At 64.3% G+C, this 17,926-nt stretch carries 19 protein-coding genes; 13 read left to right on the top strand and 6 right to left on the bottom strand.

The window, feature by feature from the left end:
- Positions 1-36: 36 nt before the first annotated feature.
- The 5 genes from rplT (at position 37) to AC1DZP_RS11875 (ending at position 5,086) form a co-directional block, all read left to right on the top strand.
- Positions 37-438 (top strand): 50S ribosomal protein L20, encoded by a 402-nt coding sequence (gene rplT / locus AC1DZP_RS11895; protein WP_006201247.1) that lies wholly within the window; start codon positions 37-39, stop codon positions 436-438.
- Between the two features lie 96 nt (positions 439-534).
- Complete coding sequence (pheS, locus tag AC1DZP_RS11890) at positions 535-1,620, top strand: phenylalanine--tRNA ligase subunit alpha (RefSeq protein ID WP_095083151.1); 1,086 nt, start codon at positions 535-537, stop codon at positions 1,618-1,620.
- Entirely contained in the window at positions 1,617-2,039 is a 423-nt protein-coding gene (locus AC1DZP_RS11885) for a GFA family protein (RefSeq protein WP_477302500.1), read from the top strand. The genes pheS and AC1DZP_RS11885 overlap by 4 nt, the downstream gene beginning before the upstream one ends.
- A complete protein-coding gene (gene pheT, locus AC1DZP_RS11880; protein ID WP_477302498.1) occupies positions 2,036-4,444 on the top strand; it encodes a phenylalanine--tRNA ligase subunit beta in 2,409 nt (802 codons plus the stop codon). The genes AC1DZP_RS11885 and pheT overlap by 4 nt, the downstream gene beginning before the upstream one ends.
- Positions 4,445-4,483: 39 nt before the next feature.
- Positions 4,484-5,086: a nucleotidyltransferase family protein gene (locus tag AC1DZP_RS11875; protein ID WP_477302496.1), complete on the top strand. Its 603-nt coding sequence runs from the start codon at positions 4,484-4,486 to the stop codon at positions 5,084-5,086.
- Positions 5,087-5,193: 107 nt separating this feature from the next.
- Here AC1DZP_RS11875 and AC1DZP_RS11870 read toward each other — a convergent pair whose 3' ends face one another.
- Positions 5,194-6,189, bottom strand: a complete 996-nt coding sequence (locus AC1DZP_RS11870) for an aldo/keto reductase (protein ID WP_477302494.1) — start codon at positions 6,187-6,189, stop codon at positions 5,194-5,196.
- Between the two features lie 175 nt (positions 6,190-6,364).
- Here AC1DZP_RS11870 and AC1DZP_RS11865 point away from each other — a divergent pair, with 175 nt between their 5' ends.
- The 7 genes from AC1DZP_RS11865 (at position 6,365) to AC1DZP_RS11835 (ending at position 12,058) form a co-directional block, all read left to right on the top strand.
- Entirely contained in the window at positions 6,365-7,255 is an 891-nt protein-coding gene (locus tag AC1DZP_RS11865; RefSeq protein WP_477302492.1) for a LysR family transcriptional regulator, read from the top strand.
- 130 nt (positions 7,256-7,385) lie between these two features.
- Positions 7,386-7,964, top strand: coding sequence for a cytochrome b (locus AC1DZP_RS11860; RefSeq protein WP_477302490.1), 579 nt, complete (start codon positions 7,386-7,388; stop codon positions 7,962-7,964).
- A 71-nt stretch (positions 7,965-8,035) separates the two neighbouring features.
- Positions 8,036-8,611, top strand: a complete 576-nt coding sequence (locus AC1DZP_RS11855) for a YceI family protein (protein WP_457150094.1) — start codon at positions 8,036-8,038, stop codon at positions 8,609-8,611.
- Between the two features lie 78 nt (positions 8,612-8,689).
- The gene (locus AC1DZP_RS11850; RefSeq protein WP_477302487.1) at positions 8,690-9,676 is read left to right on the top strand and encodes a Gfo/Idh/MocA family protein; all 987 of its coding nucleotides are present in this window, start codon (positions 8,690-8,692) and stop codon (positions 9,674-9,676) included.
- An 88-nt stretch (positions 9,677-9,764) separates the two neighbouring features.
- Entirely contained in the window at positions 9,765-11,423 is a 1,659-nt protein-coding gene (locus tag AC1DZP_RS11845; RefSeq protein WP_477302485.1) for an FAD-binding dehydrogenase, read from the top strand.
- A gap of 201 nt (positions 11,424-11,624) precedes the next feature.
- Positions 11,625-11,816 carry a hypothetical protein gene (locus AC1DZP_RS11840; RefSeq protein ID WP_477302484.1) on the top strand — a complete coding sequence of 64 codons (192 nt, stop codon included), beginning with the start codon at positions 11,625-11,627 and terminating at the stop codon, positions 11,814-11,816.
- Between the two features lie 20 nt (positions 11,817-11,836).
- A complete protein-coding gene (locus tag AC1DZP_RS11835) occupies positions 11,837-12,058 on the top strand; it encodes a hypothetical protein (RefSeq protein ID WP_477302482.1) in 222 nt (73 codons plus the stop codon).
- 18 nt (positions 12,059-12,076) lie between these two features.
- On the opposite strand, the gene AC1DZP_RS11830 is transcribed toward AC1DZP_RS11835, so the two are convergent.
- Positions 12,077-12,505 (bottom strand): hypothetical protein, encoded by a 429-nt coding sequence (locus tag AC1DZP_RS11830; RefSeq protein ID WP_477302480.1) that lies wholly within the window; start codon positions 12,503-12,505, stop codon positions 12,077-12,079.
- Here AC1DZP_RS11830 and dapA point away from each other — a divergent pair.
- Complete coding sequence (dapA, locus tag AC1DZP_RS11825) at positions 12,504-13,457, top strand: 4-hydroxy-tetrahydrodipicolinate synthase (RefSeq protein WP_477302478.1); 954 nt, start codon at positions 12,504-12,506, stop codon at positions 13,455-13,457. The genes AC1DZP_RS11830 and dapA overlap by 2 nt on opposite strands.
- Here the strand turns inward: dapA and AC1DZP_RS11820 are convergent.
- The 4 genes from AC1DZP_RS11820 to AC1DZP_RS11805 form a co-directional block, all read right to left on the bottom strand.
- A complete protein-coding gene (locus tag AC1DZP_RS11820) occupies positions 13,416-13,736 on the bottom strand; it encodes a hypothetical protein (RefSeq protein WP_477302476.1) in 321 nt (106 codons plus the stop codon). The two genes, dapA and AC1DZP_RS11820, sit on opposite strands and share 42 nt — an antisense overlap.
- Positions 13,737-13,865: 129 nt before the next feature.
- On the bottom strand, positions 13,866-14,804 hold the full coding sequence (locus AC1DZP_RS11815) for an alpha/beta hydrolase (protein ID WP_477302474.1): 939 nt from the start codon (positions 14,802-14,804) through the stop codon (positions 13,866-13,868).
- Positions 14,805-15,027: 223 nt separating this feature from the next.
- Positions 15,028-15,810, bottom strand: a complete 783-nt coding sequence (locus AC1DZP_RS11810) for a carnitinyl-CoA dehydratase (protein WP_352628350.1) — start codon at positions 15,808-15,810, stop codon at positions 15,028-15,030.
- Positions 15,803-17,881 carry an acetate--CoA ligase family protein gene (locus AC1DZP_RS11805; protein WP_477302472.1) on the bottom strand — a complete coding sequence of 693 codons (2,079 nt, stop codon included), beginning with the start codon at positions 17,879-17,881 and terminating at the stop codon, positions 15,803-15,805. Before AC1DZP_RS11805 ends, AC1DZP_RS11810 begins: the two co-directional genes overlap by 8 nt.
- Between the last annotated feature and the right edge of the window lie 45 nt (positions 17,882-17,926).

Raw genomic sequence — 17,926 nt, 5'->3', positions numbered from 1 at the left:
CACTTTTCCTGGAATTGCTTTTAAGGAGATCATGACATGGCACGCGTAAAGAGAGGCGTCACCTCGCACGCCAAGCACAAGAAGGTCCTGAAAGCCGCCAAAGGCTTCTACGGCCGCCGCAAGAACACGATCCGCATCGCCAAGCAGGCGGTGGAAAAGTCGCTGCAGTACGCTTACCGCGACCGCAAGAACCGCAAGCGCTCGTTCCGCGCCCTGTGGATCCAGCGCATCAACGCCGCGACCCATGAGCACGGCCTGACCTATGGCCGCTTCATCGACGGCCTCAACAAGGCCGGCATCGAGATCGATCGCAAGATCCTGTCGGACATGGCCATCCATGAGCCGCAGGCTTTCGCCGCACTCGTGGCCAAGGCCAAGGTTGCGCTCGAATATCTGAAGAACACCACGCCGAACGCTTTTGAAAGCGCTGTCGCCTAAGCCAGCGCTTCCCAAGCATTCGAAATTCTGATTTGGGGAACCCGCGCTGGCACGGCTGGCGCGGGTTTTTCTTATGCCTTTTGTCGGGTCTGGAACATGAGTGACATGGAAACTCTCGAAAATTCCCTGATGGCTGATATCGCATCGGCCGCGGACGAGGCCTCGATCGAGGCGGTACGCGTTTCTGCGCTGGGCAAGAAGGGCTCGGTTTCCGAGATGCTGAAGACGCTTGGCGCGATGAGCGCCGAGGAGCGCCAGCTCAAGGGCCCTGTTATCAACGGCCTCAAGAACCGCGTCACCGATGCACTCTCGCTGCGTCGGGCCGAGCTGAAGGATGTGGCGATCACCGCCCGCCTGGCCGCCGAAAAGGTCGACGTGACGCTGCCGGTGCGGCAGTCGCCCGCCGAGCGCGGCCGCATCCATCCGATCAGCCAGGTCATCGACGAGATCGCAGCGATCTTCGGCGACCTCGGCTTTTCGATCGCCGAAGGCCCGGACATCGAGACCGACTATTACAATTTCACCGCGCTGAATTTCCCCGAAGGCCATCCGGCGCGCGAGATGCACGACACTTTCTTCTTCCAGCCGGACGAGAAGGGCGAGCGCAAGCTTTTGCGCACCCACACCTCGCCGGTGCAGATCCGCACCATGGAGACGAAAAAGCCGCCGATCCGCATCGTCATTCCGGGCAAGACCTACCGGCAGGATTCGGACGCCACCCACTCGCCGATGTTCCATCAGGTCGAGGGGCTGGTGATCGACAAGACGGCCAACGTCGCCAACATGAAGTGGGTGCTGGAGGAGTTCTGCAAGGCCTTCTTCGAAGTGCCCTCGGTCAAGATGCGGTTCCGGCCGTCCTTCTTCCCGTTCACCGAACCGAGCCTCGAGGTCGACATCCAGTGCGACCGTTCGCGGCCCGGCGAGGTGCGCTTCGGCGAAGGCTCCGACTGGATGGAGATCCTCGGCTGCGGCATGGTGCATCCCAATGTGCTGCGCCATGGCGGGCTCGACCCGGACGAATACCAGGGCTTTGCCTGGGGCATGGGCATCGACCGCATCGCCATGCTGAAATACGGCATGCCGGACCTGCGCGCCTTCTTCGATGCCGACGTGCGCTGGCTGTCACATTACGGATTCAGGCCGCTCGACATGCCGACGCTGTTCGGAGGCTTGAGCGCATGACAGCCGCCCACGCCGGCGGCTGCCGCTGCGGCGCCGTGCGGTTCGAGGCCTCGGCCGGACCGCACCACGTCAGCTATTGCCATTGCGGCGATTGCCGGCGGGCGAGCGGCGCGCCGGTATCGGCCTTTGTCGGTTTCCTGGTCGGTCAGGTGGCGTTCACCGGCAAGGCGCTGAAGATGTATGAGAACGGGCCGGTGACGCGCTCGTTCTGCGGCGTCTGCGGCTCGCCGATCGCCTATGTCGACGAGCGGCTGGAGGACGTCATCTATTTCACGCTCGGCGCCATGGATATGCCGGCCGATTTCCCGCCGACGCTGCATGCCTATGTCAGCGAGCAGCTTCCCTTCCTGCACATATCAGACGATCTGCCGAGACATCTGAAAACAAGCGTCAAAAGACCAGACGGAACAGCCCCATGAAATTCACCCTCTCCTGGCTCAAGGACCACCTCGAGACCGACGCCACCCTCGACGAAATCGTCGAGCGGCTGACCTCGATCGGCCTCGAAGTCGAGCATGTCGACGACAAGTCGAGCCTGAAACCGTTCGTCATCGCCAGGGTGTTGACGGCGGTGCAGCATCCCGATGCCGACCGGCTGCGCGTGCTCACCGTCGACACCGGCGACGGCAAGGCACCGGTGCAGGTCGTCTGTGGCGCGCCGAACGCCCGCGCGGGCCTGATCGGCGCCTTTGCCGCGCCCGGCGCCTATGTGCCCGGCATCGACGTGACGCTGACGGTCGGTAAGATCAGGGGCGTCGAAAGCCACGGCATGATGTGTTCGGAGCGCGAGTTGGAGCTTTCCGACGAGCACAACGGCATCATCGACCTGCCTGAGGATGCGCCTGTCGGCACCAGCTTCGCTGCCTATGCGCATCTCGACGATCCGGTCATCGAGATCAACCTGACGCCGAACCGGCCGGACGCGACCAGCGTCTACGGCATCGCCAGGGACCTGGCGGCGAGCGGGCTTGGCACGTTGAAGAGCGCTGCGATCGACGCGATCCCGGGCAAGGGCGAGACGCCGGTCAAGGTGACGATCGAAGCACCAGAGCTCTGCCCTGGTTTCGCGCTGCGGCTGGTGCGTGGCGTCAAGAACGGCCCGTCGCCGAAATGGCTGCAGCAGCGGTTGATCGCCATTGGGCTGCGTCCGATCAGTGCGCTGGTCGACATCACCAACTATGTCACCTTCGATCGCGGCCGGCCGCTGCATGTGTTCGACGCCAGGAAGGTCGCCGGCAATCTGACCGTGCGGCGGGCGCGCGATGGCGAAAAGGTGCAGGCACTCGACGGCCGCGACTACACGCTGACGCCGGAGATGTGCGTTATCGCTGACGAGGACGGCGTCGAGTCGATCGCCGGCATCATGGGCGGCGAGCATTCGGGCTGCGACGAAAACACGTCAGACGTGCTGATCGAATCGGCCCTTTGGGATCCGATCACCACTGCCCGCACCGGCCGTACGCTCGGCATCATCACCGACGCGCGCTATCGCTTCGAGCGCGGCGTCGACCCTGAATTCATGGTGCCCGGCGTCGAGCTGGCGACCAGGCTGGTGCTCGATTTCTGCGGCGGCACGTCGACGGAGATCGAGGTGGCCGGCTATGCCGGCTACCAGCCCAGGATCGTTTCTTTCCCGCTGTCGGAAGTCAAGCGGCTGACGGGCATCGAGGTGCCAAGGGCGGAAAGCCTCGATATCCTGTCGCGCCTCGGCTTCAAGCCGCAGGGCTCGGGCGATGTTGTCGACGTCGCCGTGCCGTCCTGGCGCTCCGATGTCGATGGCAAGGCCGACCTGGTCGAAGAGGTCATGCGCATCCACGGCGTCGACAACATCGCGCCGCAGCCGCTTGGCGCGCATGACGCTGTCAATGCCAGGATCCTCACCACGCTGCAGGTCCGCACCCGCACGGCCAAGCGCGCGCTTGCCGTGCGCGGCATGATGGAGGCGGTCACCTGGTCGTTCATTCCGGCCAGGCACGCCGAACTGTTCGGCGGCGGCCAGACGGCACTGAAGCTTGCCAACCCGATCGCTGCCGACATGTCCGACATGCGGCCGTCGCTGCTGCCGGGGCTGATCGCCGCTGCCCAGCGCAACGCCGACAGGGGCATCGGCGACGTCGCTTTGTTCGAAGTGTCGGGCACCTATGAGGGCGACGGCGCCGACCAGCAGCGGCGCGTTGCTGCCGGCGTCCGGCGCGGCACCGCCAAGCTCGACGGCTCCGGCCGCAACTGGGCCGGCAATTCAGGCGCGGTCGGCGTATTCGATGCCAAGGCCGATGCGATCGCCGCACTCGAAGCCTGCGGTGCACCGGTCGACCGATTGCAGGTCGAGGCCGGCGGTCCGGCCTGGTATCATCCCGGCCGCTCCGGCACGATCAAGCTCGGGCCGAAAACCGTCCTCGGCACCTTCGGCGAATTCCATCCCAAGACGCTTGAGGGACTGGATGTCTCCGGGCCGCTCTGCGGCTTCGAAGTCTTTGTCGACGCCGTGCCCGAGCCGAAGGCCAAGCCAACCAAGACCAAGCCGAAGCTGGAACTGTCCGCCTTCCAGGCGGTCAAGCGCGATTTCGCTTTCGTGGTCGACAGGACGGTCGAGGCCGGCACGCTGGTGCGCGCCACACTCGCCGCCGACAAGAAGCTGATCACAGCTGTCTCGGTCTTCGATATTTTCGAAGGTGCATCACTCGGCGAAGGCAAGAAGTCGATCGCCATCGAGGTGTCGATCCAGCCGGTCGAAAAGACGCTGACCGACGAAGATTTCGAAGCGTTGGCGAAGCGCATCATCGAGAATGTTGGCAAGCAGACGGGTGGCGTACTCAGGACTTGAGGGATTGCGGGCAAGTGGCGAATCGCCCTCCAAAGGGCGATGGACCATTTGCGCTATTCAGGGCTCCCGTTCGAAGCACAACGTGCGGCGTTTCTCGACATCGTGTCGAGAGATGCGTTGCTGAGTGACGCTTTGGGCCGGGCGCGGCGTCTTGCCTTGCCCGACTGGCTGCTGGTCTCCGGCGCGCTCTACAACACCGTCTGGAACGAGCTGACCGGCAAGCCATCGGGTTACGGCGTCAGGGATGTCGACCTGTTCTATTTCGATGACAGCGACCTGTCCTATGAGGCTGAGGATGGCGTGATCGCCGCTGCCGCTCCGATCTTCGCTGGACTGCCGCTGCCGGTCGAGGTGCGCAACCAGGCTCGCGTCCATCTCTGGTATCCCCTGAAGTTCGGACAGCCGTGCCCGCGCTACACAAGTTCCAGCGACTCGGTCCGCCACTTCGCCTCCAAAACCCACGCGGTCGGGGTCCGTTTCGACGCGGATGGGCAGCTTGACCTCGTGGCGCCGCTTGGCCTCGACGACATCTTCTCGTTTCGCATCACGCCGAACCGGATGATGGACAACCGCCAGACGCATGAGGCCAAGGGGGTGCGTGCGAAGGCCTGCTGGCCGGAGATCACTGTCTATCCTTGGTGATGTCGGCGGGACAGAGGGGGTGTTTCGCGCCAACGTCTCGCACCTCCACGCGGTGCAAAAAGGAGGCGCCGCAGCGCCCCCTTTCAACTATCCGGCGGTGACCAAGCTCACCCATTTACCAGCGCCAGCAACTCCTCGGTGTAGCGCTTGCCGACGACTTTATCCGGCGACAGCGCATCACCGATGGCTTGCACCTCGGCCGCGCTCAACTCGATCCCGGCCGCCGCCGTGTTCTGCTCCAGATGGCGGATTTTCCGCGCGCCGGGGATCGGCACGATGAAATCGCCCTGGTGCAGCACCCAGGCCAGCGCCAGCTGCGCCGGGGTCACGCCCTTTTCAGCCGCCATCTTTTCCAGCGTGGCGATGACAGCGGCGTTGGCGGCCATGGCGTCGGCCTGGAAGCGCGGCAGGCCACGGCGCCAGTCGTCGTCGCTCAAAGCCTCGGGCTTGGCGATCGTGCCGGTCAACAGGCCACGGCCGAGTGGGCTGTAGGGAACGAAGCCGATGCCGAGTTCGCGGCAGACGGCGAGCACCTCGTCTTCCGGATCGCGGCTCCACAGCGAGTATTCGCTCTGCACGGCCGATATCGGATGCACGGCATGCGCCCGGCCGATGGTTGCCGCGCTCGCCTCCGACAGGCCGAGCGCCCGCACCTTGCCTTCGCGCACCAGTTCGGCCATGGCGCCGACCGTGTCCTCGATCGGCACGTTGGGATCGACGCGATGCTGGTAGTAGAGGTCGATGACATCGGTGCCAAGCCGCTTCAGCGACGCCTCGGCGACCGCCTTGACGTGCTCGGGACGGCTGTCGACGCCGGCCATGCGGTCGATGCCGGTGCCTTCCTCCAAAATCTTGAAGCCGAATTTGGTGGCAATGGTCACCTTGTCACGAACCGCCTTCAGCGCCTTGCCGAGCAGGATCTCGTTCTCGTAGGGGCCATAGACTTCAGCCGTATCGAAGAAGTTGACGCCGATCTCGATGGCACGGTGCAACGTGGCGATCGCCTCGGCCTCCGGCTGGCCGCCATAGACAAAACTCATGCCCATGCAGCCGAGGCCGACGGGATAGACGTTCAATTCAGTTCCTAGCTTGCGGGTTTGCATCACGCGTCTCCTTGTTGCGATGCTTAACGCGTCGACAACGCGCCTTAAGTCTTAAGCATGTCGTTGCCCCCAAAACCGCTGCGCACTTTTGGGCGACATGCATGGGGAGATAGCGCCTTGCTTTCCGTTCGATAATGGTCTCTCTTTTGCACAGCTTGTTCTATGAAATAGATCAATGAATCGAACGAACCTCTCCCAACTCGCGGTGTTGGCCACCGTCGCCCGATGCGCCAGCTTTCGCGGGGCCGCCCGCGAACTTGGCATCGCGCCTTCGGCGGTCAGCCATGCGGTGTCCAGCCTGGAGGCGAGGCTGGGCGTTCGTCTTCTGGCCCGCAGCACCCGCAGYGTCGCCCCAACCGAGGAGGGCGCGCAGCTGCTTGAACGGTTGCGGCCGGCACTTTCCGAGATCGACCTTGCACTGGAGACGGCGGTCGAGGCGCGCGACCGGCCGGCCGGCAATCTTCGGCTTAGCGTACCGCGCACCGCCGCCCATCTGGTGTTGACGCCACGGCTCGCTGCGTTCGCGGCGGTCTATCCCGACATCGTGCTGGAGATCGTCATCGAGGATCGTTTCACCGATGTCGTGGAAGGTGGTTTCGACGCCGGTGTGCGACTTGGCGAGAGCTTGCAGCGCGACATGATCGCCGTGCGCATCGGGCCGGACATTCGTGGCGCGGTGGTCGGCGCGCCGTCCTATTTCGCGGCCATGCCGAGACCGCATCATCCGCGCGATCTTGCCGATCATCGCTGCATCCGCTTTCGCTTCTCCAGCGGCGTCCTCTACCGATGGGAGTTCGAGAAGGGCGGCGAGGCGATCGAGATGGCCGTACAGGGACCGCTTGTCCTCGATGAGGACCATCTGATCGCCCAGGCCGTCGTCGATGGTGCCGGGCTCGCCTTTGTCTTCGAGGATTATGTCGCCACGCCGCTCGCCGACGGCCGACTGATCCGCGTGCTGGAGGACTGGTGCCCGCCTTTCGATGGGTTCTTCGTCTACTATCCCAGCCGCCGCCAGATGCGGCCGGCGCTGCGCGCCTTCGTCGATTTTTTCAAAGTGAGCGGATAACTTCACCCTCGCCCTTGTGGGGAGGGTCGCGCAGGCAACTGCCGCAAGGCGGCTTTTGCAAAGCGGGGGGTCTCGTAGGGCGCAGGGTGAAGCGAAGGAAGAAAGTCGCCCCGGCATTCGTTCACGTCCCATGCAGGCATCGATTACCAACAGCACGACCCGGTATGGCTGGGGTGCGATCATTCTTCACTGGCTTATTGCGCTGATCTTCATCGGCCAGTTCGGGCTCGGCTTCATCATGGTGCGGCTGACCAGCCAGCGTACTGCCTTCGAACTGATCCAGCTGCACAAATCCTTCGGCTTTCTGCTGCTCGGGCTGGTGATCCTGCGCATCGCCTGGCGCTTCGGCAATGCGGCGCCGGCGCTGCCGCGCACGGTCGGAACCTTGGAGCGGCGGGCCGCGCCACTCGCTCACATTGCGCTCTACGCGTTTCAACTGGCCCTGCCCTTGTCCGGCTGGGCGCTGGTGTCGGTGTCGATGCTGGAGATCCCCAGCCTGCCGTTCAACCTTTTCCTCATGCCGAACCTGCCGCTGGCCGAATCGGATGCGGCCGAAAGCTTCTGGACGTCAGCGCATTGGTATCTCGCCTATGCCGGCATGGCCCTGGTCGTGCTGCATGTCGCGGCGGCGCTGCGCCATCATTTCCAGCTCAGGGATGGTGTGTTCACACGCATGATCACGCCTTCGTCAGAGGACAGTGCGGAATAGAGCGGCCGGGTCGTTCGTTCATTGGGTGAGGGCGCGCAGGAAATGCGCTGCCTACAACAAGGAACACCTCAATGTACACGCGTATCCTCGGATTTGCGGCGGTCGCCGTTTGCTTTGCCATGCCGGCTTCAGCGGCAATCGCGCTTGGTGATGCCGCCGGCAGCTACGCGATCAGCCCGGCCAACTCCTCGATCCACTTTTCCATCGGCAAGGTCGGTGGCGGCGGCCTCGATGGCGCCTTCGGCCGCTTCAAAGGCTCAATCCGCATTGACAACAGCGACGTCGCCCGCTCGCAGGTCAATTTCACCATATTTCCCGAAAGCGTCGGTACCGGCCAGGGCCGCATCGATGCCTTCCTGCGCTCGGACGCGGTGTTCGATGCCGCCGACAGCCCTGAGATCCGGTTCCGCTCGACCAGCGTGACCCGCACCAGCGACACCACGGCCCTCGTCAGCGGCCGGCTGACGGCGCGCGGCAAGACGTTTCCGGAAGAATTCACGGCCCAGCTTGGCGACCTCAAGGCCGGCACGATAAAATTCCATGTCACCGGCAAGGTGCTCAGGTCACGCTACGGCATGGATGTTGGCACGCCTATCTATTCCAACATCGTCGCCTTCGACATGACGCTGACTGGCAAACGGAGCTGATCCAGGCAGTCCTGGTCATTGGCTTTTCCTGAGATTTCGGGCAAACCTCGTCGCCTGCAATCGCTATGGAGAAGCCTGATGTTTCGATGGGGTGTGTTGTCGACGGCCAAGATCGGCCGCGAGCAGTTGTTGCCGGCAATGGTCGACGCGGAGAACGGTGTCCTGTCGGCGATTGCCAGCCGCGACCTGTCGAAGGCCAAGGCCCTGGCTGAGCGCTTCGGCGCGCGCCATGCATTCGGCGCCTATGAGGACCTGCTCGCCTCCAGCGAGGTCGACGGCGTCTACATCCCGCTGCCGACCTCCCAACACGTCGAATGGGCGACCAAGGCGATCGAGGCCGGCAAGCACGTGCTGGTCGAAAAGCCGCTGGCGCTCGACGCCAAGGACATCCTGCCGCTGATCAAGCTGCGCGATGCCAAGAAGGTGCTGGTCTGTGAGGCCTTCATGGTCATTTACCACCCGCAATGGATCAAGGTGCGCGATCTCATCGCCAGCGGCGCGATCGGCCGCCTGCGCCACGTCCAGGGCGCCTTCTCCTATTACAATGTCGACCCCGACAACATGCGCAACAAGCTCGATCTCGGCGGCGGCGCGCTGCCGGACATCGGCGTCTACCCGACCGTCTCGACGCGCTTTTCCACCGGCAAGGAGCCGCTGCGCGTCCAGGCGACGATAGAGCGCGACAAGACATTCGGCACCGACATCTATTCCTCGATCCGCGCCGATTTCGGCGACTTCGAGCTGTCCTTCTACCTGTCGACGCAGATGGCGGCGCGCCAGGTCATGGTGTTCCATGGCGAGAAGGGGTTCATCGAGGTGTTTTCGCCCTTCAACGCCGGGCTCTACGACCATCACCGCGTCGAACTGCACAACCAGAACCACACGGAGGCGCAGGTGTTTCGCTTTCCCGGCACCCAGCAGTACCGGCTGGAGGTCGAGACCTTCGCGCGGGCCGCAAAGGGCGGCAAGGAGTGGGTCTTCACGCTGGAAGAATCCGTGCTCAACCAGAAGGCCATCGACGCCATCTTCCGCGCCGGCGGCAAGGAAGGTTGGGAGGCCGTCTAGCCAGCCCTTTGTTCGACGCAAGTCCGGACGGAAGAGCGTTTCACGCTTTTCCCGGAATTGCTTTAGCCGGCAAATGGGGAGGGGAAAGATGGCTGACGACGCGGACGTGATCATTGTCGGCGCCGGCCTTGCCGGGCTGGTCGCCGCCGCCGAGCTTGCCGAGGCCGGCAAGAGAACCGTCATCGTCGACCAGGAACCGGAACAGTCGCTCGGCGGCCAGGCGTTCTGGTCGTTCGGCGGGCTCTTCCTCGTCGATTCGCCCGAGCAGCGGCGCATGCGCATCCGCGATTCGCATGACCTGGCGCTTGAGGACTGGCTGGGCACCGCCGCTTTCGACCGCCCGGAAGATCACTGGCCGCGCAAATGGGCCGAAGCCTATGTCGGCTTCGCCGCCGGCGAGAAGCGCTCATGGCTGATGCAGCGCGGGCTGAAATTCTTTCCCGTCGTCGGTTGGGCCGAGCGTGGCGGTGGCAATGCCATCGGCCATGGCAATTCGGTGCCGCGCTTTCACGTCACCTGGGGCACCGGTCCCGGCGTGCTTGAACCCTTCGTCCAGCGCGTCCGCGAAGCCGAGAAAAGTGGGCTGATCCGCTTCAAATTCCGCCACAGGGTCAACGAATTGACCCGCACGGGTGCCACCGTCGACGGCGTGCGCGGCGACATCCTGCAGCCAAGCACCGTCGAGCGTGGCCACAAGAGTTCGCGCGACAGATCAGGCGATTTCGAGCTTCATGCGCAAGCCGTGATCGTCGCCTCCGGCGGCATTGGCGCCAATCACCAGCTTGTCCGGGAAAACTGGCCGCAGCGGCTGGGCGCGGCACCCAAGCGCATGATCTCGGGCGTGCCCGACCATGTCGACGGCCGCATGCTGGCGATCACCGAAGCGGCCGGCGGCAGCGTCATCAATCGCGACCGCATGTGGCACTATGTCGAGGGCATCAAGAACTGGGCGCCGATCTGGACCGATCATGCGATCCGCATCCTGCCCGGCCCGTCATCGCTGTGGCTCGATGCCAGGGGCAAGCGCCTGCCGGTGCCGCTCTATCCCGGCTTCGACACGCTGGGCACGCTCAACCACATCATGAGCACCGGCTTCGACTATTCCTGGTTCATCCTGACCAGAAAGATCATCCAGAAGGAGTTCGCGCTGTCGGGCTCCGAACAGAACCCCGACCTGACCGGCAAGAGCTGGCGTCAGGTGCTCGGCCGCGCCACGTCGGGCATTCCGGGCCCGGTGAAGGCGTTTATGGAGAAGGGCGAGGATTTCATCGTCGAGGCCGACCTGCCGAAGCTGGTCGCCCGCATGAACGCGCTGGCCGGCGGCGAGCCGCTGCTCGAACTCGCAAAGGTCGAACGCGAGATCCGCGCACGCGACCGGCAGCTCGACAATCCGTTCTCCAAGGACATGCAGATCACCGCGTTGCGCGGTGCGCGTGCTTACCTTGGCGACAAACTGATCCGCACCGCCAAGCCACATAAAATGCTCGACCCGGCAAACGGTCCGCTAATCGCAGTCCGCCTCAACATCCTGACCCGCAAGACGCTGGGTGGCCTGCAGACCGATCTCGACAGCCGTGTACTGGGTGCCGACGGCCAGCCGGTGGCGGGGCTTTATGCCGTTGGCGAGGCCGCAGGTTTCGGTGGCGGCGGCGTGCATGGCTATGCGGCGCTCGAAGGCACGTTCCTCGGCGGCTGCATCTTTTCCGGTCGCAGCGCCGGCCGGGCGGCGGCCGCCGCGGTGGCGTGAAACGGCGCCGCGGCGGTCCGATTTCCCGCTTGGGGGCCACATACGCCCAGGCGATAAACATATGACTTTTTTATATTTTTCAGTTTTCGGCCGCCTCGAATACAAATGCGGATGCTTTTATCTTTCTGAGTGCAGCCGGTCCTGAGCCGCTGCAGGCAGTCACCACCTCGTGGCGACAGTTAAGAAAGAAGGAAGTCTTCGATGTACCTCTCGGACGGGCTCTATCTGCCCACCCATCGTCCGCTGCCGGCGTCGCAGCTTGAGCAAGCGCGGCGTGCCGCCAACAACAATCGCCGGCCGGTCAGCCTGGTCGCGCCCTTCACTCCGACATGGTGGCTCCTGGTCGCCAGCGGCTTGCTGGTCGCGGCCACCATCGCTGCTCAAGTTTCCTGATCGCAAAGCAGAAGATTGTCATGCAACGTTCTCATATCCCCTCTGACGGAAACGCGCTTCACCGCTTCGTGGTTGGGCGCGATGGCGAAGGCCACTGGATCGCGCGCGACGAAGAAGGCATGACCGGCGGTGTTTTCGCCGACAGGACCTCGGCTGTTCGTTTCGCCACGATGGAAAGCGGTCATCAGGCCGGCGCGATACGCTTCGCCCCGACAAGCGTGTGCCTTTCCCTGTTCAACTGATCCTGTTTCCGGCTGCTTTCACCTTTCCGGAACGGTCTGACCATGGACACGTCCAACACTACCGATCTGGCCGGATTGTTCGATCGTCTCCCGCATGTCGGCAGGCTGATCGAACACCAGCTGTGGGAGGCCGCACGCGGCCTGTCGCTCGACAGATCGTCTAGGCAAGGCCGGCGGTTTGCCGGCCTGGTCGAGGCCGGCGCCACGCTCGACGCCGTCCTCCTGCTCGTCGCCCTGTCGAAACCGGAGCGCTCGGTTTCGTCGCTCTGCAGGACCGGCGAGCGATGGGTTTGCACCATTCAAACCCCGCCTGTAGCGACGCCGGGCAACGCCTGCATAGCCGAAGCGGACCACACCGATCTGGCTGCAGCGGTGCTCTCGGCTTTGCTTCTTTCGCACCTCGAACAGGCGTCCCCAAACAATCACCAAGGAGAATTTGATTCCCATGACACCCGAACAAGCACGAACGCGCCTGACCGGAGCGATGACCGCGCTGGTAACGCCGTTCACCGACGGCGAGGTCGACCTGAAGCAACTGACCACGCTGCTGCGCTGGCAGATCGAACAAGGGATCAACGGGCTGGTGCCGTGCGGCACCACCGGTGAGTCCCCGACCTTATCGTGGGAGGAGCGCCTCGACATCATCGCGCTCTGCGTGAAAATTGCCGCGGGCAGGGTGCCGATCATCGCCGGCACCGGGACGAACAGCACCGAGACGACGATTGCCCTCTCGACAGCCGCCGAGGCTTTCGGGGCCGACGCTGCCCTCATCGTCACGCCCTACTACAACAGGCCGAGCCAGGAGGGGATTTTCCGCCACTTCGAAGCGGTCGCCAGCAAGGTCAAGATACCGATCATCGTCTACAACGTCCCGGCACGGACCGGTGTCGACCTGTCGCTGGAGACGGTCGAGCGCCTGGCGCAGATTCCAACCATCGTCGGCATCAAGGACGCTACTGGCGATGTGAACCGCCTGTCCTCGCTTCCCGCCGTGCTGAGGCGCCGCTTCATCTGTCTGTCCGGTCACGACGCGACGTCGTTCGGCTTCAACACGATGGGCGGGCGTGGCACGATCTCCGTGGTCTCCAACGTCGCCCCGCGACTGTGCGTCGAGATGCATGATGCCTGCCGGCAAGGCGACCACCACACCGCTCGGGCCATCCATCATCGCTTGCGGCCACTCATCGCGGCGCTCGAGCTGGAGAGCAATCCGGTACCGGTCAAATACGCCCTGCACCTGGCGCTGGGGTTGAGCCCGGACGTCCGCTTGCCAATGACCCCTGTCCGTCCTGAAACCGCAACGGCAATCCGAGAGGCGATGGTGACTTTGAACGAGGGTGGACCCAGCGCAATGCAATCAGGACGGATTGCGGTCGCGCCTGCTCAGCAGCGGTTTTGACGGAGCGGCCTTGCCGTCGGCGGCATAAACCAGGCCCGGTTGGACGATCCATTCGCCAGCCCGCAGCGCTTCGACATCGAAGCGCCCATCGGCGTCGCGCGTTGCAACGCCGACATAGCGATATCGGGATCCGCTCGCATCGATGACCGTATCGGCGATCGGATGGCCGGCGAGCCGGCCGATGATCGCGCCTTGTTCTCTGAGGTTTGCCAGGACAAAATATTCCGTCGGCACCCTGCGGCTGACCCTGGAGGTCAGCCAGACTGAATGTGATCTCATGGTCCTTGAAGCCAGTCTGTCGTTCCGGCCGCCAGTCCAGCGGTTGGGAAGTACATAGTCGCTGGCCGCATAGGAATTCGAGAGCAGGTTTTGGCCTGAATTATATACGTCGCATATGGATGACGGCGCTCAGGGGACCCATTCGCCCGTTCCCAAAGCGGCTACCGCATCGACGATCCGCGTAAAGCTGGCGCGGGCGCGGCCGACCGTGTGCCGGGCTCGCAGATAGCCATGCACCAGCCCAGGTTCCTCGAACCAATATGCCCGTCCGCCGGCGGCGGCGACGCGTGCGCGATACGCTTCGCCGTCTGATGACAGCGGGTCGCACTCGGCAGTGATCAGCACCGTCGGCGGCAGATTGGCGAAGTCGCCATCGGCGAGCGGCGACAGCGTGATGTCACCGGTCCCATCCACGCCGCCGGTGCGGACGTTCTTGTAGAACTCGAGATCGCGCACGGTCAGCATCGGCGCTTCGGCATGCGTCACATAAGAGCCGCGCGAGCGGTCGCCGCCGAGGCCGGGATAGATCAGCACCTGGCCGATCGGCTTGCGCTGATGGCCGCGTGTCGCATGGCTGACGGCAGCGGCAAGATTGCCGCCGGCGCTGTCGCCGCAAAGCACGATGGGATGCTCGCGATTGGCGGTGGCCCATTCGAAGGCGCTCATCACGTCGTCGAAGGCCGCCGGATGCAGGTGCTCCGGCGCCAGCCGGTAGTCGACCGAGACGACCTCATAGCCGGTCCGGGCGCAGAGCTCGGCGCAGACATCGTCATGGCTGTCCAGCCCGCCGAGGATGAACCCGCCGCCATGGAAATACAGAACCGTCGCCGCCGGTTGCGGCGCGCTTCGGTAGATGCGGATCGGGATGTCGTGGGTGGGCGCTGCAATGGCAGAGGTTTCGACCGCAACACCCTCGGGATAGCCGGCAAAGAACTCGCGGCACATACGGTCATAGATCTCGCGCTGCTGCGCGATCGTGTAGTCGATCGTATCAGGCGGATAATAGGAATTGGTCCGCTCGATGAAGGCCCAGGTCTCGGCGTCGATAAGGGTTTTGTAGTCGGTCATGGGCGCTGGAAGGGCTGCCAAGGTTGAGCCTGGGCACCCCCCTCTGGCCTGCCGGCCATCTCCCCCTCAAGGGGGGAGATTAGCAGCTTCGGCCCAGTTGCCGTTCCTGAAATGGTGAAGATTGGCGAACGCCGCTGCGACAGCCGATCTCCCCCCTTGAGGGGGAGATGCCCGGCAGGGCAGAGGGGGGTGTGACAGAACGCCATCGTTCCAGGGATGCTCACTACTTCCCCTTCCACACCGGCTCGCGTTTCTCGGCGAAAGCGCGAAAACCTTCCATATTGTCCTCGGAGCCATAGAGGGCATCGACCGTCGGCAACTGGCGGCGTGTCACCTTGTTCATCGCGTCCTGGAAGGTGAGCGCCTCGGCCACCCGCGCCGTCTCCTTGATCGCGGCAAACACCAGCGGCGGGCCGCCGGCGAGCAACCGGGCGATCTCCCAGACACGGTCCTCGAGCTTCTCCTTCGGCAGCACTTCGTTGACCAGACCCCAGCGATGCGCCTCCGCGACATCCATCCAGCGGCCGGTGAGCAAAAGGTCCATGGCGACATGATAGGGGATGCGCTTTGGCAACTTGATCGTCGCGGCATCGGCCAGCGTGCCGGCGCGGATCTCGGGCAGCGCGAAGGAGGAATGATCGGAGGCGTAGATGAGGTCGCACGACAGCGCCAGCTCGAAGCCGCCGCCGACCGCCATGCCGTTGACGCAAGCGATGACCGGCTTGTTGAGGTCGCGCAGTTCCTGCAGCCCGGCAAAGCCGCCGACGCCATAGTCGCCGTCGACCGCATCGCCGCCGGCAGCCGCTTTCAGGTCCCAGCCGGCGCAGAAAAACTTGTCGCCGGCGGTCTTGACGATGGCAACGCGCAGGCTTGGATCGTCGCGGAATGCCTTGAACGTCTCGCCCATCAGCCGCGAGGTCTTGAGGTCGATGGCGTTGGCCTTCGGCCGGTCGAGCGTGACCTCCAAGATGGTGCCCTCGCGACGGGTCGAAATGACGTCAGACATTTTTCTTGTCTCCCAGCACCAGCAGCGCGTCGGCGATCCAGGCGCCCTTGCCCTCAGCGCTGACGATCAGCGGGTTGATGTCGAGTTCCTCGATCTCGCCGGCATTCTGCTGCACGAAGGCGGCAATGCCCGAGATAGCCTCGATGGCCGCGGCGACATCGGCTTTCGGCCGGCCACGATAGCCTTCGAGCAGCGGGAACAGTTTGAGGCCGCGCAACGCTGCCTCGATGTCGTCGCGGGTTGCCGGCAGCATCAGCGTGACGCTGTCGCGCAACAGCTCGACCAACACGCCGCCGGTGCCCAGCGTCATCACCGCCCCGAACATCGGATCACGGGTGAAGCCGACGATCAGTTCGGCGACACCGTCGCGCACCATGCGCTCGACATAGAGACCGGTGCCGAGCGGCAGCAGGTCATGCGCTGCCGTGCTGACGGATTCGGCGTCCTTGAGGTTGAGCCTGACAGCACCGACCTCGGATTTGTGGGTGACGCCCAGCGCCTTCAGCGCCACCGGAAAGCCAAGCGCCATCGAGGAGATCACCGCCTCGACGGCATTGGCGGCGCGTTCGCCCTTGGGCACCGGCAGGCCGGCCTTGATCAGCCGCGATTTTGCCTCGGCCTCGTCGGGCGTGATGTGGTCGCCACCGGGCGCGCCGGAGGCGGATGTGTCGATCGGCTGCGCCTGCGGTTCGCGCCACGCCCAGCCGATGAAGGCTGCCGCCTGGGCGGCGTCCATGGCCTCGGAAATGCCGAACAACGGCACCATGCCACGCGCCATCAGTCCGGCCGTGTATTCTTCCGGCAGGTTCTCGGGCAGTGAGGAGACGATGGCGCCTTGTGCCTTGTTGGTCTTCAGCGCCGATTCGAAGGCGCGCAGCGTCGCCCACCAATCAGTGTCCGAGCAGCGGTCGGGGCGCGGAAAGTCCAGCACCAGCATGTTGAGGTCGAAACCGCCCGACACCATGGCGGTGAAGGTGGCGGTCATCGCCGGCTCGTTGTTCCAGATGAAGGTGTGGTAGTCGAGCGGGTTGGCCACCGCCACCAACGGCCCGAGCGTCGATTTGACATGAGCGCGGTGCGAACCGGTCAGGTCAGGGAAATTGACCCAGCGGCCTTCGGCGCTGTCGGCCATGACGGAGGCCTCGCCGCCAGAGCAGCTCATCGACGACAGACGATAACCGGGCAGCGGACCAGTGACGTGCAGCAGCTTCAGCGCCTCGATGAAGGCGGGGATGGAATCGACGCGGGCAATGCCGAGCCGCCTCAGGAAGGCTCCCGAGGCCGCGTCCGAGCCGGCCAGCGAGGCGGTGTGCGAGACTGTCGCCTGCCGCGCCTGTTCGGAACGTCCGACTTTCATGGCGATGATCGGCTTCTTCAGCTCGCGTGCCCGGGCCGCCAGCCGTTCGAAGCCGGCTACCGAATCGAAGGCCTCGATGTGCAGGCCGAGCGACGTGACCCGCTCGTCCTCGATCAGGCCAAGCGCCATTTCGGACAGGCCGGTCTGCGCCTGGTTGCCGGCGGTCATGAGGAAGGCGATCGGCAGGCCGCGCTTCTGCATCGTCATGTTGATGGCGATGTTGGACGACTGGGTGATGATGGCGACGCCTTTGCCCCCCTCGGCCAGCCTGATCCCGCCATGCTGGTCGGGCCACAAAAGTGCGCCATCGGCATAATTGATCAGGCCATAGCAGTTCGGCCCGATGATCGGCATCTGGCCCGCCGCCGCGACCAGCTCGGCCTGCAGCCGCTCGCCGTCGTCGTCATAGGCCTCGGTTTCGAGGAAGCCTGCGGCAAAGCAGACCGCGCCGCCGGCGCCGCGTTCGGCCAGCGCCTTGACAACCTCGATGGTCAGGTGGCGGTTGACACCGACAAAGGCGGCATCAGGCGCGCCGGGCAGATCGGCCACCGAACGATAGGCCTTGCGGCCGGCCACCTCGTCCTTGGTCGGGTGTACCGGCCAGATCTCGCCGGCAAAGCCCATCTTGATCGATTGCGCGACGACGGCGGCAGCCTGCGCACCGCCGAAGACGGCGATCGACTTCGGCCGCAGGAGACGTTCGAGTTTATGCATGATGGCTTTCTCGTTGGAGCATGATCTCGGGACAAACGAGATCGT

Source organism: Mesorhizobium sp. P2_F8 (assembly GCF_056403655.1).
Note: the sequence above shows the minus strand (reverse complement) of the source record. Positions and strands in the feature narration are given on the sequence as shown.

Bases quoted from the DNA above. Each gene is read 5' to 3' on its own strand.
- AC1DZP_RS11885 (WP_477302500.1), top strand. From the start codon at position 1,617: ATGACAGCCGCCCACGCCGGCGGCTGCCGCTGCGGCGCCGTGCGGTTC.
- AC1DZP_RS11835 (WP_477302482.1), top strand. From the start codon at position 11,837: ATGCAACGTTCTCATATCCCCTCTGACGGAAACGCGCTTCACCGCTTC.
- AC1DZP_RS11875 (WP_477302496.1), top strand. From the start codon at position 4,484: ATGGACCATTTGCGCTATTCAGGGCTCCCGTTCGAAGCACAACGTGCG.
- AC1DZP_RS11805 (WP_477302472.1), bottom strand. From the start codon at position 17,881: ATGCATAAACTCGAACGTCTCCTGCGGCCGAAGTCGATCGCCGTCTTC.
- AC1DZP_RS11870 (WP_477302494.1), bottom strand. From the start codon at position 6,189: ATGCAAACCCGCAAGCTAGGAACTGAATTGAACGTCTATCCCGTCGGC.
- dapA (WP_477302478.1), top strand. From the start codon at position 12,504: ATGACACCCGAACAAGCACGAACGCGCCTGACCGGAGCGATGACCGCG.
- rplT (WP_006201247.1), top strand. From the start codon at position 37: ATGGCACGCGTAAAGAGAGGCGTCACCTCGCACGCCAAGCACAAGAAG.
- AC1DZP_RS11830 (WP_477302480.1), bottom strand. From the start codon at position 12,505: ATGGGAATCAAATTCTCCTTGGTGATTGTTTGGGGACGCCTGTTCGAG.
- AC1DZP_RS11860 (WP_477302490.1), top strand. From the start codon at position 7,386: ATGCAGGCATCGATTACCAACAGCACGACCCGGTATGGCTGGGGTGCG.
- AC1DZP_RS11855 (WP_457150094.1), top strand. From the start codon at position 8,036: ATGTACACGCGTATCCTCGGATTTGCGGCGGTCGCCGTTTGCTTTGCC.
- AC1DZP_RS11810 (WP_352628350.1), bottom strand. From the start codon at position 15,810: ATGTCTGACGTCATTTCGACCCGTCGCGAGGGCACCATCTTGGAGGTC.
- pheS (WP_095083151.1), top strand. From the start codon at position 535: ATGAGTGACATGGAAACTCTCGAAAATTCCCTGATGGCTGATATCGCA.
- AC1DZP_RS11850 (WP_477302487.1), top strand. From the start codon at position 8,690: ATGTTTCGATGGGGTGTGTTGTCGACGGCCAAGATCGGCCGCGAGCAG.
- AC1DZP_RS11840 (WP_477302484.1), top strand. From the start codon at position 11,625: ATGTACCTCTCGGACGGGCTCTATCTGCCCACCCATCGTCCGCTGCCG.
- pheT (WP_477302498.1), top strand. From the start codon at position 2,036: ATGAAATTCACCCTCTCCTGGCTCAAGGACCACCTCGAGACCGACGCC.
- AC1DZP_RS11845 (WP_477302485.1), top strand. From the start codon at position 9,765: ATGGCTGACGACGCGGACGTGATCATTGTCGGCGCCGGCCTTGCCGGG.
- AC1DZP_RS11820 (WP_477302476.1), bottom strand. From the start codon at position 13,736: ATGAGATCACATTCAGTCTGGCTGACCTCCAGGGTCAGCCGCAGGGTG.
- AC1DZP_RS11815 (WP_477302474.1), bottom strand. From the start codon at position 14,804: ATGACCGACTACAAAACCCTTATCGACGCCGAGACCTGGGCCTTCATC.